General features: G+C 62.6%; 7 protein-coding genes. 3 read left to right on the top strand and 4 right to left on the bottom strand.

Features of this window, described 5'->3' with window-relative positions:
• Positions 1-72: 72 nt before the first annotated feature.
• Together pglZ and brxL are read left to right on the top strand one after the other, a co-directional pair.
• Positions 73-2,421, top strand: a complete 2,349-nt coding sequence (gene pglZ / locus IPV69_RS24775; RefSeq protein ID WP_206292410.1) for a BREX-1 system phosphatase PglZ type B — start codon at positions 73-75, stop codon at positions 2,419-2,421.
• Positions 2,422-2,423: 2 nt separating this feature from the next.
• Complete coding sequence (brxL, locus tag IPV69_RS24780; RefSeq protein WP_390884435.1) at positions 2,424-4,472, top strand: BREX system Lon protease-like protein BrxL; 2,049 nt, start codon at positions 2,424-2,426, stop codon at positions 4,470-4,472.
• 164 nt (positions 4,473-4,636) lie between these two features.
• Here the strand turns inward: brxL and IPV69_RS24785 are convergent, their stop codons facing one another.
• The 4 genes from IPV69_RS24785 to IPV69_RS24800 all read right to left on the bottom strand — a co-directional run bounded on the left by IPV69_RS24785 (position 4,637) and on the right by IPV69_RS24800 (position 11,430).
• The gene (locus IPV69_RS24785) at positions 4,637-5,092 is read right to left on the bottom strand and encodes a hypothetical protein (RefSeq protein WP_206292412.1); all 456 of its coding nucleotides are present in this window, start codon (positions 5,090-5,092) and stop codon (positions 4,637-4,639) included.
• Positions 5,093-5,269: 177 nt separating this feature from the next.
• Positions 5,270-5,479 carry a hypothetical protein gene (locus IPV69_RS24790; RefSeq protein WP_206292413.1) on the bottom strand — a complete coding sequence of 70 codons (210 nt, stop codon included), beginning with the start codon at positions 5,477-5,479 and terminating at the stop codon, positions 5,270-5,272.
• Positions 5,480-5,782: 303 nt separating this feature from the next.
• Positions 5,783-10,588, bottom strand: a complete 4,806-nt coding sequence (locus IPV69_RS24795) for a beta strand repeat-containing protein (RefSeq protein ID WP_206292414.1) — start codon at positions 10,586-10,588, stop codon at positions 5,783-5,785.
• Positions 10,589-11,178: 590 nt separating this feature from the next.
• On the bottom strand, positions 11,179-11,430 hold the full coding sequence (locus IPV69_RS24800; RefSeq protein WP_206292415.1) for a hypothetical protein: 252 nt from the start codon (positions 11,428-11,430) through the stop codon (positions 11,179-11,181).
• 588 nt (positions 11,431-12,018) lie between these two features.
• Between IPV69_RS24800 and IPV69_RS24805 the strand changes: the two genes are divergently transcribed.
• Entirely contained in the window at positions 12,019-14,496 is a 2,478-nt protein-coding gene (locus IPV69_RS24805) for a DUF6288 domain-containing protein (RefSeq protein ID WP_206292416.1), read from the top strand.
• Positions 14,497-14,530: the final 34 nt, after the last annotated feature.

Raw genomic sequence — 14,530 nt, forward strand, 5'->3', positions numbered from 1 at the left:
ACGGGTCGTCGTCAAGGTTGCAGGGCGGCTCAAATCGATGGGCAACGCAGCCTCGGAAGGAAGCGAGCGGCAATGATTCCGATTTCGCAAAAACCTTCGACTTTGATTGAAGCCGTCCAGGCTTCGCTGGAATCCGCGGCGCGTCACGCCCCCGGTGAGGTGGCGCCAACGGCCATTTTGTGGCCCGACGCCGACGGTCAGTGGCTTCCGCTGATTCCACAGCTTCGGGCGTTGATGCCGCATCTGCTGGTCCTGGGTGACTACGAGCCTGACCAGCGGATCGGACCGGCGATCTGGCTCCGGTGTGTGATCGAACGGGCACTGCCTGAGGTTCCGTTGCCGGACCGCGCCGTGCCAGTGGTTTACCTGCCTGGAGTTGGCCGACAGACGCTTCGCTCAATTGAGGATTGCCCTGACCCAGTGGTTCCGCTGGTGGAGTTGCAATACCGCGGCGCTGTCTGGTGTCAGCGGAACGGCAAGGATTGGACCGTCGAAGCCTTTCTGGTGTCTGAAGACTCCAGCATGGAGCTGGATGTCGCCAAGGATAGCCAGACCCGTAGAGCGATGCTCGGTGCGCTGGCCCAGTTGGCCGTGACGCCGCTCTCACGACTGCGAGCCAAGCGGTTGGAGGCGGAGGATTTCGACAAGCTGATGATCGAAGACACCCCGCGGAACCTGCTTGAATGGATGAGCGATCCGCGGGGTGCACGGGAAAGATGGGATCAGGGACAATGGTCTGCGTTCCGTTCGCGGTGCAAAGCTGACTACAAGTTTGATCCTGAAAACGACGGGGAACTGGTCGCGGGCGAACGGCTCGGAATGCGCGAGGTGGAGTGGCTCGGCGTCTGGCAGCGCTTTGTCGAAGCACCGGCGCTCTATCCGGGCATGCCCGACCTGCTGCGGAAAGCGAAACCGTCCGGATTGGTTTTCGTGAAAGAGACATGGCCGAGCTTGAATGACGATGCCGAGCGGGCCCTGCGAAAGGCCCTGAGCCAGCTCACCAGTAAGAACCCCTCTGAGGCTCGTGCGACGGTGGCCAATTTGGAATCTGAGCATGGTGTTCGCCGGCAGTGGGTCTGGGCGAAGCTGGGCCAGAGTCCGCTAGCCAAGGCACTGGCGCACCTGGCGGCGCTAGTGACGCGCACGGCCGTCGGCCTGGGCGGTGACACACCCCAGGCGATGGCGGACTTGTATGCCCAGGGCGGCTATCTGGCAGACGACGCGGTGCTCCGGGCGCTGGCCGAGGTGAAGTCGGCCGAGGACTGCGAGGCCGTCTCCGCTGCCACCCGCGCGATTTATCTGTCTTGGGTGCAGGATGCAGCCGAGCACTTCCAGAAGGTGGTGGCGGCGACCCCGCTGCCGGCCAGGGGCAATGGCCGCGACCCGGTGGTCGAAGCCGATACGGGGACGTGCATTCTGTTTGTCGATGGGCTGCGCTTTGACTTGGGGCGGCGTCTGGCGGCACTGGCGGAAGATCGCAAGCTCCGCGTGGGCGACGGCCGGCGATGGGCCGCGGTCCCGACGGTAACGGCGACAGCCAAGCCGGCGGTGTCGCCGGTGGCGGGCCAGATCATCGGTCATCGGCTTGGCGAGGACTTCGCCCCGGAAACGGCAGACGTGGGCCAGCCCGCCACCACCGACCGCATCAGGAAACTCATGGCGGCGGCCGGCTATCAGTGCCTCGGTGCGTCCGAGGTGGGCAAGCCGCAAGACGGCGCCGGGCGGGCTTGGACGGAATATGGCGAGTTCGACAGCCTGGGCCACAACCTCCAAGTGAAACTCGCCAACCGGATCGACGAGCAGCTTGAGTTGCTGGTGGAACGGATCGACGCGCTCCTGGCTGCCGGCTGGCGTCAGGTCCGCGTCGTTACCGACCACGGCTGGTTGCTGGTGCCGGGCGGTCTGCCCAACACGCCGCTGCCCAAGTATCTCACCGAGAGCCGGTGGTCGCGATGTGCCACGGTGAAGGCCGGCTCGCACGTTTCGGTGCCGACGGCCGGCTGGTATTGGAATCCGACGGAAATCTTCGCGTTTGGCGCGGGCGTTTCGTGTTTCTCCAAGGGACACGAATACACGCACGGCGGCTTGAGTGTGCAGGAGTGCGTGATTCCCGACCTGATGTTTAGCTCGGATATCGGGACGGCGGGAATCAGCGCGAACATCACAGCGGTGCAGTGGCTTGGCATGCGATGCCGCGTGACCGTCGAGCCGGCCGGTGTATCGGCGAAGGCCGACGTGCGGACCAAGGTTGGCGACGCGGGTTCCAGCATCGTGACGCCCAAGGCGGTGGACACTGAGGGCAAGGTCGGGCTGCTGGTTGAAGATGAATCACTTGAAGGTACGACCGTCAGCGTCGTGTTATTGGATGCTTCTGGCCACGTTGTCGCCAAGCGGGCGACGAGCGTTGGCGGTGAGGAATGAACATGGAACTTGATGCCCTAGACAGAATCGCGGCGTCAGCCTTTGACGGCTTCCTAGTGCGGAAGGACTTGGTCCGCCGCTACAGCCGGCAGTACCCGGTGCCGACCTATGTGGTCGAATTCCTGCTCGGCCGCTACTGCGCCACGGTCAACGAAGCCGAAATCGCCGAGGGACTGCAGGTGGTGGAGCGGCAGCTTACCGACCGGGCCGTGCGCACGGGCCAGGAGGAGTTGTTCAAGGCCCGCGCCCGCGAGAAGGGCTCGGTTAAGCTTATCGACATCGTGAAGGCGAAGCTGGACTCGCGTAACGATTGCTTTCTGGCGGAACTGCCCAGCCTCCAGTTGGATGACGTTCGGATTGACGACAAGCTCGTCCACGAGCACGAGCGGATGCTCACCGACGGCTTCTATGCCGAGGTGACGCTCACTTACGATGCGGCCATCGCCCAGGAGAAGAACGGCCGACCCTTCGCCATAGACAGCCTCCGGGCGATCCAGCTTTCCAAGTCGGACGTGCTCAAAGTGATGGCCAAGGCACGGGCGCAGTTCACCACAAAGGAGTGGCGGGACTTCCTGATCCGCTCCATCGGTCTGGAGCCGGCGGCGCTGTCAGAACGGGCGCAGATTGTCACACTGCTCCGCATGGTCCCATTCGTCGAGCGCAACTACAACATGGTGGAGCTTGGACCTCGGGGTACAGGCAAGAGTCACCTTTTCCAGCAAATCTCGCCTTACTCGCACTTGGTTTCCGGTGGCAAGGCGACCGTGGCCAAGATGTTCGTCAACAACGCCAGTGGCCAGCGCGGGCTGGTCTGCCACTACGACGTGGTGTGCTTTGACGAGATCGCCGGCATTTCCTTCGACCAGAAGGACGGGGTCAACATCATGAAGGGCTACATGGCCTCCGGCGAGTTCTCCCGCGGCAAGGAGAGCATCCGGGCGTCGGGTAGCCTTGTCATGGTGGGAAACCTGGACGTGGACGTGGAGCAGCAGCAGCGGATTAGCCACCTGCTGGCCCCACTCCCGCCGGAGATGCGATACGACACGGCCTTTATGGACCGTCTGCATTCGTATGTGCCGGGCTGGGAGTTCCCCAAGGTCAACCCCAATGAGCAACTTACCGGGCACTTCGGGCTGGTGAGCGATTTCCTGTCCGAGTGCTGGACGAAGCTGCGCGAGTCCAGCCGCGTGTCGGTGCTGCAAGGCCGCGTGAATTGGGGCGGCGCCCTGAGCGGCCGCGATATTGAGGCGGTGACGCGGACCACAAGCGGGATGCTCAAGCTGCTGTTCCCCGATCCGACCATGCCCGTGCCGGACGAGGAGTTGGAGACAATCGTCCGCTTGGCTCTGGAATGCCGGCGGAGGGTGAAGGAGCAGCAGAAGCGGGTGCTCAAGTCCGAGTTCCGCAACACCCATTTCAGCTACTTCATGGGCACCGAGGGCGTGGAGCAATTCGTCTCGACGCCAGAGTTGCACAGCGAGGACCGCATCGAAAGCGATCCGCTGCCCCCCGGCCAGGTGTGGGCCATCAGTGCTGGCGATCAGGATGTCTCTCCGGGCCTCTACCGCATCGAGGTTACGGTTGGCCCCGGCGGGAGCGTCAGGATTCTGAATGCCCCGGTGCCGCCGGCGTTCCGCGAGAGTGTCCGCTATGGCGAGCAGAACCTCTATACCCGCGCGAAGGAACTGGTGGGCGACCGCGATCCACGGTCTCACGAGTTTTCAATACAGTTGCGGGCTGTCGACGCAGACAAGGCGGGCGCTGGGCTGGGCTTGGCAGTGCTGCTCGCGTTGTGCAGCGGCCTGCTGGAGCGATCCATCAAAGGCGGCTTGATCGTTGTGGGCGCCCTCAACCTGGGCGGATCGGTAGAGATGATCCCCAACCCCGTCGCCATCGCGGAACTGGCTGTGGAGAAGGGCGCGGCCACCGTGCTCATGCCGATCTCCGCTCGTAAGCAGCTTTTCAGCCTTTCCGACGACATGGCTACGAAGATCAGCATCGAATTCTACGCCGACGCGGCGGACGCATTTATCAAGGCGGTGATTGAGTAGCTATCCGAGTTGCTAGATCATCTCGTCCGGCCTTCAATGGCGTCGGCCAGCTTCGACCTAGACTCGTTCCCTGGCCAACCTCGGGCTTGCCAACTTGCGGACTCCAACTCGCCACCAGACCAGCGTCAGCACCTTGTCCCAATACCCGGTTGCCACGGAGCTCATCAGGAGGATGCCTTGGGCTTCCGCTCCCATACGTCGCACTTCTCCTGGACGGCTGCAACGATCGCGGGGAAGTCGGCGGGTCGGGTCGGATGATGCTCGTCGGCGAGCCAGTTTTTGTACCACTCGCTTGGCAGTAGCGGCCAAATCTCGCGAGGTAGGCCAAGCTCTGGGTATGCGCGGATCATCGATGCAACGTCATCGCAACATCCCGGCTTCGCCTCTGGCTCGGGTCGGATGCCGAGTTTTGCGTCTAGGGCAATTGCCTGAGCAGACTTACCGATCAGGCGGTCGAGAATCTCTCGGGCCGCAACCACATCTTCCGCTTTCGCCTGGGTGACCAGTACACAGACGATCTCCTGGACATCCGTGCCCGTGACCGATTCGAGCAGAATGGATCGAATCTCGGCAACGCGGCAGGCGGGCGGCGTTCCGGGACCGCGATTGCCGCCGGCCACGGTTCCGTCGCTGTTCCTGTGCTCATTGTGCCGGCACTGGTTTGTCCCGTCTCTCCCGTGCGTCCAAAGGCCAATCGTGATGCCGCCAGTCGTCCCCATGTCAACGAAACCTCCGCCCACGCTAGCGCCCGGCAGGTTGTGTAGACGTAGACGGTGTAGACAGCCCGCAGTTCTGAGCTACATCGTCGGGCCGGCGGTCGTCCAGTAGCCCCTTACGCCGTTCTCGATGATCTCCATGTTCCTGTACTTGAACTTGGGTAGTTCGCGGTGAAGTTCTTTCGCCAGGGCGAGCGTCTTGGGCATCAGGGCGTCGATCGCTGCCCGGTCTTTGATGGGATGAAGCCCATTGGCGCGGGCGATCTGCCGGCGAAGCCCCTCGAGGATCACGCAAGGCCGTCGTCGAGGCACATAGCCGCTGCAAGATATCCTCCTGCCGGCGGTGCGCGATGCTCGGCGTGACGAAGGTGGAATCTCTGTCATCAGGGCGTAGTGACCTCACCTGAAGCGGAAGGCCGACGCGAGCGAAAGAACGTCTTCGTGTCCCCAAGGCGCAAAGCCAGACACTGATAGGAAAATTGATTCCGCGTTGGCGAAGGTGGACGAGACTGGGGGTGCGGGGTTACCACATTCCCGCGAGGCGCTACGGGCGAAGCGGAATCGGTGAGGCTGAGGATGGCTTCCCGAGGTTCGTCAGATCGCCCGGCGACGCCGACGGCGGGTCAGCAGTCCCCCGGTGGCCACGGCAAGCAGTCCGAGGCTCGCCGGCTCGGGGACCACGTTGACGGCCGTCAGGGTGACATCGTTGTTGGCGTAGCTGATCGTGAACGTGCTGCCGAGGTTACCGGTTACGGTGCCGCCTTCGGTCAGCGCGACGCCACCGCTGGTGGCGGTGAAGAAGGTGCCGTTGACCGTTCCGGAGGCGGTGTTGTCAACGATGACAAAGACCTGTCCCGAGGTGATGTTGGGGAGCTCCAGAACCGACAGAGCAGCGTTGGGACTGATGGTCAATGTTGTCCCGGTACCGGTCAGGGCAAGCTGGTCGTAATCGGTGCCAGCGACGAGGTTGGAATCGGCACCAGCGTCGCCGAGTTCGACGCTGTACGTGGAGGCGTCGGCCAATGACACGGTTGCGCCCACGGTGAGTTTGCCGGGGCTGCTTCCCGGGGACAGTGTGCCGCCCCCGTTGACCGTGAGTGCGCCGGCGATGGTGCCCGAGCCACCGACAGTAGCACCACTGGCGACGGAGGTGGCCGACGCGGCCGCCAAAGATCCGTTGATCAATAGTGTGCCAACGGAGACGACGGTGTTCCCAGTATAGGTGTTGGCACCGAAGAGGGTGAGGGTTCCTGACCCGGTCTTGGTGAGCCCGCTCGTGCCGGTGCCGCTGATGACGCCCGAGTAGGTGGTGTTGCTGTTGTTGCCACCTGCGGTGAGGGTCGCGTCGGCTCCCAGCGAAACATTGCCGCCCGTAAGGCCGCCGCCGGCAAGAGAGCCGATGGTTTGGCTGAATCCATTGAGATCGAGGATGGCAGTAGAAACGTTTGCCAAAGTGACGGCCGAGCCATTACCGAAGGCTTGCCCTGATGCAGCAGCACCGACTTGCAGAGTACCGGCATTAATCACAGTCGAACCGGTGTAGGTGTTGGCGGCGAAGAGGGTCATCGTGCCGAGTCCGGTCTTCGTCAGCGAGCTGGCTTGGGCGACGTTACTGGCGTTGCCGCCGTTCTTGAGCACCGCCGAAACGGTCAGATCCGTGCTTGAGCTGGCTGTGGCATCCGCAACGTCAAACGTCGTGCCTGTGACGGTGTTCGCACCCAGATTGATGTCGCTGAACGTGCCGCTACCCGAGATCGTGGAAGCGACCGAACCGCCGACGGTCACTGTGCCGCGCAATGCCCAAGACGGGAAATTAGCGTTGGCACCACCCGTGCTTGTCAGCGTGCCGCCATTCAGTGTCAACGGCCCGAGCGTGGTGAAGCTGGTGCCGCCGGTCGTCATGGTGCCGCCGGCACTGATGACAATCGGTATCACCGGAGCACCGGTGGCGCTGGAACCCCAAGTGTCGTTGCGGCTCATGGTAAGCGTTGCGCCATTGCCAATGGTGATGGTGTTGGTCGCCGTGTTGGCGATGACACCCCCCGTACCGATGACCACGCTGCCCGCACTGATATCGGTCGCACCGGTGTAGGTGTTAGCGCCTGTGAGGGTCAGCGCGCCCAGGCCGCTCTTGGTCAGGCCGCCCGCGCCGCTCATGATGCCGGCGATACTCACGGCGAAGTTGTTGGTATCAATCAACCCGGTGCTGGTCAATGTGACCGTACGCGTGGCCGGCGAAGTGATGGCTCCGATGGCCCGCAGGGTACCGCCATTGAAGATGAGGGTGTTGCTGGCGACGCCGCTGCCTAGCGAACTCGAGGAATTGGCATTCAAGATACCGCCGCTGATCGTCGTCGTGCCGGTGTAGACGTTGACACCGCTCAGAGTAAGGGTGCCGGTGCCGGACTTGATGATGTTGCCGGTCGCTACTGCGCCGTTCACCTGACTCGTCGTCGATCCGATCACGCCGCTGAGAACACTCGTGGTCCCGTTCCCCGCAAAATTAAAACTGTTGTTCGCAACAGCACCACCGCGCCAAATGTAGGGCCCCGTGTTCGTTAAGTTACCGGTGAAGGTCACGATATTGGAGGCGGCGGAGTTGGAATGAATATAGCCGGCACCGGCAATGTCATACGCGTAGGTGACGCTATCCACCACCAGTCCACTGCCTGTATTGCCGGTAGCGCCCGAGCCTGGAGCCACCAGGTTGATCGGCCCGGTGCCTGCCCCAAGGGGCGTCGAACTGTTCAGATAGAGGAAAGCCCCGCCATTGACAGTGGTGCCGCCGCTATAGGTATTGGCGTTGTTCAGGGGCTGGGTATTGGCTTGGATCACAACGGCGACTTTGCCGCCGGGGGTCGCATTGAAATCCTTAATGACCACATTATTGCCCGCGACCGTGGCAGGTCCGGCAAGCGTCAGCGTGGAGGTGCCGCTGCCAGAGTCGTTGGCGACCACACCCGCTGTGGCCGTGGTTGCGTTGGTGCCCGCTCCGAACCTGATGTTCTGATTCGTGCCGTTCAGATCCAACACCGCCCCGGAGTCAAGGATGACAACAGATCCTGAATTGCCCGGAAGACCCGGCGTGCCCGAGCCGGTCAGCCTTAAGGTCCCCGCAACGATGGCAGTGACACCCGTGTAGGTGTTGCTGCCTGCAAGGGTCAAGAGTCCGGCACCTGTCTTGGTGAGGCCGGTGGCCCCGGTGTTGTCGGCAATGACAGACGAGATGGTCAGTCCGCCCGAGGTGTTGTTCTGGATGATCGCCAGATCTTTTGAAGCGGCGCCCGCGAGCGTGCCACCGGCGATGGTCGAGAGATTCGCCCCCACCGCGCTGTTGACCAGAATGCCACCGCTGATGAGGGTGTTGGTGGTGCCCGTGAGGGTAAGGGTATTTGCCGCGGCACTGTTAAAACGCAGGCTATTGGCAGAGAACGAAGCATCGAGCGCGCCAGGGCTGTTGTCGACATCGATGTTACCATTTAAGTAATTCGTAGCCGTGGTGCCAGCCACACTCGATTGTGTGTAGGTGCTCAACGCGCTAATGGCGACACCCGGACCATTGGCAACGGCCCAAGAGTTCCCATGCGTAAAGCCAGGCATAATCCCATTCACATTGCTCGCTGCCAGTGCCGCCACGGTGCCAGCACCTACGCTGGCAAAGTTCTGCGCGCCGCCCACGCCACGCACGACCGTGCCCAGATTGAGCGTGTTACCGGCGACCACCGATAGCTGTGATGGGACGTTGATGTTGGTCGTGGTGAAATCCTGGGTGGTATTGCCGGTGCGGGTGTAGCTCAGCGTACCTCCAGCCAGAGTGAGGGTGGGAGAAGCGAGGAACCCATTAGCCGTGCCACCACCAAGATCGAGCGTACCGGCGCTAACCGTGGTCACGCCGGTGTATGTATTGGTGCCGGTGAGCGCCCACGTGCCCGTGCCGGATTTGGTCAGCGAGGTGATGTTTGTAACGGAGTTGTCCGCAATGGCACCTGCGATTTCTCCTGTTCCCGCAGTTGATCCTGTGAGCGTCAGGGTTTTGCTGCCCGCACCGGTCGCCGATACGGGGCCTGTGAACTTTAGCAGACCCGTTCCGGACTGGCTGATGATCGCTCCGCCGGTGGTGCCCGGAAGGTCGAGATTCCGGTCAGTGGTGTTGCCGGTGCCGATGTAGGAGAGAGTGGTTGTGGTCGTGCCGGTGCCAATGGAGATCAATCCGTTCACTGCACTTGTCGCTACGCCGATGGAACTGTTGCCCGCACCGACGGCACTGATGGATGTAACGGCCAAGGTGCCGCCGCTGACAAAAGTCCTGCCGATAAAGGAATTGCCGTCATTGGAGAGGGTGAGGGTGCCGCCCCCACCTTTGGTAAAATCAATTTGCTGTGAGGCCGTGCCGGCGATCACATTGGTCAGATTGAGGTTCGTGGCAGCGGTGGAGACCGAGATGATAGGGTTGCCCGAAAGGGCACCGAATGTCAGGCCGCGGTCCGTGGTGGTGGTGCCGCCAGAGTAGGTCAGGGTTCCGCCCGTCATAACGAGGTTGGCAGAAGCATTGGAAGCCATCCCAAGCGAGCCGGCCACACCGCCGTTGCTGAAATTATTGATGGAGAGGGTGCCGGCGTTGATCGTCGTCACGCCGGTGTAAGTGTTTGCGCCAGAGAGCGTGAGCGTGCCCGTACCAGCTTTTGTGATGCCGAACGCGCCGGTCGCACCAACAACACCCCCGAAGGCAGCGTTGCTGCTGGTGGTGATTGTGCGGCTGGCCGCACCCAAGGCCATGTTGTCCGTAAACGTCAGCAGACCGTTGTTAGTGGCGTCGCCCAAGGTGAAGTCGCCACCGATAGTGATGCCGCCTGCGTACTTGCCAGACAGGTCGCGAGCGGTCGTGCTGTTGGAGCGAATGATGGTGCCACCGGCGATCGTAAGGGCACCTCCCTGCCCCATTGCATTGACGCCAGCGATCGCAACCGTACCGGCGTTCACCGTGAAACCACCGGCGAAGGTTCCGCCCGCAAGCGTGAGGATACCGTCGCCATTCTTGATGAGCCCCGTGCCCACGGCAGTTGAAAAGGCTTGAGTTCCGAAGTTCAGGTTTTTTCCGGTCGCGACGGTGATGGACGCGACCGTTCCACCCGTGCCAATCGTCCCGCTTGCAGTGACGTTAACGTTCTCGTTGGCGGTGATCGAAGAAAAGTTGGTGGTGGCCCCGGTTAATGCCAGGGCCGTTCCTCCGTTGTCTACGAACACGGCCGCGGAACCACTGACCCACGCCCCGGTGTAGGGACCACCCGCGCTGGCTCCCCAGAAGTTGCCCGTCCAGGCGTTGGTCGCGGTCGTTGACTTGTAAAATTGCTGCGCCTTGGCGGCCGGTGCGATCACCAACCCGGTCCCGATAATCGACATCGCGATGAGACGGGACGAGCGGCTACGACGTTGGGCTTTGAGCAAAGTCTTCATGTGAAAACGGATTACGAATCAAAGGAACTGACGCAAAATCGATACGAAAACCGAGATGCCAACCAAGAGCGGGACGGCCTGACCGTCAGACGACCGAGCGATGATTGGACAAACTCAGCCTCGAACAACCCCCAACGACCCACCACAATTCAACTAGGGGGTGCCCACTCAACGATGCCGTTCGGGCCACCAGCATCCAAGCAAAATTAACAGACTCTTACCTTTCTCCTGAAATCAATGCGATTGTCAAACAAAAAGCAGTAATAACCAGATGTATTGAAATCGATCGATTCGACGAAGTACGAAGAGAAATGAGCCGTCATCGTGTTGGCTGTCGCCTACCGTGACTGTTCCTACGGCCGGCGTAAGAAATGCCCACGCTGGATGGACCCGCGAACGGGGCGCGGCCATCTACACAACCCACGCCCCGCCCACCCCGCGCCAACAGAATCGCGGCCCGTGATAACGCCGGGCGGGTTCTGTAGACGTAGACAGCGTAGACAGCCCGACTCGCTAGCCGCACTCCGGGCCAGCCGCTACATCGTCGGGCCGGCGGTCGTCCAATGACCCCTTACGCCGTTCTCTATGATCTCCATGTTCCTGTATTTGAACTTGGGCAGCTCGCGGTGCAGCTCTTTTGCCAGGGCCAGCGTCTTGGGCATCAGGGCGTCGATCGCCGCCCGGTCTCTGATAGGATGAAGTCCGTTGGCGCGGGCGATCTGTCGGCGAAGCCCGGCGTAACGCTTTCGGTACAGCCGGCTCCCTGGTTTGGGTTGCCAACATTCCAACGGCGGATCGGGGTGGCGGCAAAGCCCACCTGTCGGTCGATGGGGCCAAGGATAGGCCTTGCACCGGCACTTGGGTCGACGCTTGTCGCGCACTTTGTGTTCAGCCCGAACCTTGGCCCAGGCTTCACGATTCTCCCGGTTGATCCCTCGCCAATGCTGGCGTAACGGCTCGAACACTCCAGCCCATTGTTTCGTCGGTCGTCCCATGTGAACCTCGCTCTCGGGAATCAAAAAACCTGCCCGGTTTCCCGGGCACGCTCGCGGTTTAGCAGCAGATCATTGAGTAGCCTTCACCAATGCCAGGATGCCGGCCCGGATGGCTGGGGCCAGCGTCGGCCAGGCATTCACCAGTTCGGCCAGATCTGCAGGCAGGGGCGGGGCCGGCTTTGTGGCAGGTGTGCCTGAATTCGTGCCGCGCTGGCCGGGAATGTTCGATTCTGCCGGGTTTTTGGGGTACTGTTCGTTTCCCAGCGCTCCCAGTCCTCGTGCGGGTCGGGCCGTTTTGGGTTGATTCGGCACGGTGTGGCATGGAGTCCGGACCGACGGTTCGTCGCACGCCAACTCAAGAACTTCAGAGGCGCCGCCCCCTTGATCAGCAAAATCCAACTCGTCGTGATGCATCTTTGCCTGGCGACAAGCGGGCTGGTGGCCGGGGCGGCCCAGACACCGGCCGGTCCGCCGGACCTGACGCGCGGCCCGGCCATCGATCGCAAGCTCACTTACAACCTCGGTGCGACGGGACTGCGCGGCTGGATCTACACCAAGCCCGCCAACTTCTTCGAAAGCCAGCAGGGTCGGACCACCACACCCAGCCGGCAGATCCTGGTTACCCATGTGGGTGCCGGGTCGCCGGCGGACGGCGTGGTGCGGGTGGACGATGTGATCCTCGGCACCGGCGGCACGCTCTTCAGCGACGATGCCCGCAAGAGCATCGCGCTCGCGATCCAGGAAGCCGAGAAGGAGACGTCCGGCGGCGTTCTGAAGCTGCGGCTCTGGCGATCCGGAATGACGCGCGACGTCCAGCTGAAGCTTCGCGTCCTGGGGACCTACAGCCCGACCGCGCCATTCAACTGCCCCAAATCCAAACGCATCTTCGACGACGCCTGTCGGATGCTGGAGAAGGAGCCGCTCAAGAACGACATCTGGGGTGCCGTCAACGGCCTGGCGCTGATGGCGGCCGGCAATCCCGAATCGATGCCGCGCGTCAGCGAGCTAGCCCGCAAGATGGCGCCGAAGTCTTTGAAGCTGGAACTTCGCGACGGCATGGTCGTGTGGGAATGGGCGTATCGCAACCTGTTCCTGTGCGAGTACTACCTGCTCACCGGCGACAAAGAGGTGCTGCACGCGATCAATGAGTACACGGTGTCGCTGGCCAAGGGCCAGAGCATGTACGGCACCTACGGACACGGCATCGCCCATCGCACGGCCGACGGCCAGCTTCATGGTTCCATTCCGCCGTACGGCCCGGTGAACGCGGCGGGGCTGGTCGCGAACGTGGCAATCGTCATGGGGAAGAAGTGCGGCGTGCGTGATCCGGAGGTCGATCAGGCGATCGAACGGGGGTCGAAATACTTCGCCTATTTCGTGGACAAGGGTGCCGTTCCCTACGGCGAGCATGCCCCCTGGCCCAACCATGACAACAACGGCAAGAACGCCATGGCGGCCGTGCTGTTTGCGCTCCAGGGAGACCAGGTCGGCCCGACGCAGTACTACGCCAGGATGGTGACCGCGTCGTACCAGAACCGCGAGTACGGCCACACCGGCCAGGGTTTCAGCTACCTCTGGGGCGCGCTGGGCGCCAATGCCGGCGGGCCGATGGCGACGGCAGGATTCTTTCAGCAGGCGTCGTGGCATCTGGACCTGGTCCGCCGGTCTGACGGCTCGTTCACCTACGACGGCGGCGAGCAATTCGGCCCCGGCGAAACCCACGACAACACCTACTACGGCAGGAGCGGCTACTACGGCCTGAGCCCCAACGCGACGTACGTCCTGACCTACGCCATTCCTCTCCGGAAACTCTGCATCACCGGTCGGGATGCGAAGCAGGCCAACTGGCTTGTTAAGAAGGATGTCGCAGACGCGATCGCGTCGGGGCGGTTCGACCTTGATCGCACCGGCAAGTCGGCTCGCGAACTCCTCACCTGGCTTGGCGACTGGTCGCCGGTCGTGCGGGGGTGGGCCGCCGAAGAGCTGGCCAAACGTCCCGAGGCCAAGGCGATGGTGCCGGAACTGATCGCCCTGGCCGAAGGTGCCGACGCCCGGCTGCGACAGGGTGCCTGCGAAACGCTCGGCTACCTTAAGAGTGCCGAGGCCCTCCCCGTTCTCGGAAGGCTGCTGACGCACGAAGACCGCTGGCTTCGCGTCAAAGCGGCCAACGCAATCAAGAACATGCGCGACGCGGCCAGGCCGGTGCTGCCCGACATGCTCAAGGCGGCTGCGAAGAATGCCGAGCCTCTCCAGCCCATTGAATGGGCCGACCCGGTGCAGATCTCGCAGACCGAGTTGGCCACCGCGATCTTCAAGGGCCTGATGCGCGACCCGAAGGGAACCGACCCTGCGTTGCTGTATCCGGCGATCCGCGCCATCGCCAACAGCCCCGACGGCATGGCCCGGGCCACGCTGCGAGATCTGTTCGAAAACAAGCTCACTGTCGAAGACGTCCAGGCGTTGGCGCCCGACGTCCTCGCCGCGGTCCGCACCCGCTGCCCGGCCGACACGATGTTCGGCAACGAGATTCGGATGGGCGCTTTCAAGGCGCTGACGAAGTATCGATTCAAAGAGGGCATCGAAGCCGGTGTCATTTTCGCAAGAACGCAGGGCGGTCACGGGAGTGAATCGCGCACCGGCGTGATCATGAAAGAGATCGCCGCCTACGGAACCGCCGCCCGCACCGCCATCCCACAATTGAAAGAGTTGATTACCGAGTTGAATGAGCAATGCCGAAAAGGGGACTTCCCGGCCGGCGAACTCAATCAACGGCGGGTGTCGGCCGTTGAGGCGGCGATCCGGGAGATCGAGTCGGCGACCACGCAACCGGAGCTTCGGACCGTCGCGCCGCCACGCTGAATCGCGATGGCTTTCGGTACCGCGTCTGGCGCGA

This window comes from Humisphaera borealis, from assembly GCF_015169395.1.
GTDB classification, from domain to species: domain Bacteria; phylum Planctomycetota; class Phycisphaerae; order Tepidisphaerales; family Tepidisphaeraceae; genus Humisphaera; species Humisphaera borealis.

Excerpts from the sequence above, each read along its gene's own strand:
- IPV69_RS24795 (WP_206292414.1), bottom strand. The coding sequence starts at position 10,588 with ATGTCGATTATCGGGACCGGGTTGGTGATCGCACCGGCCGCCAAGGCG.
- brxL (WP_390884435.1), top strand. The coding sequence starts at position 2,424 with ATGGAACTTGATGCCCTAGACAGAATCGCGGCGTCAGCCTTTGACGGC.
- pglZ (WP_206292410.1), top strand. The coding sequence starts at position 73 with ATGATTCCGATTTCGCAAAAACCTTCGACTTTGATTGAAGCCGTCCAG.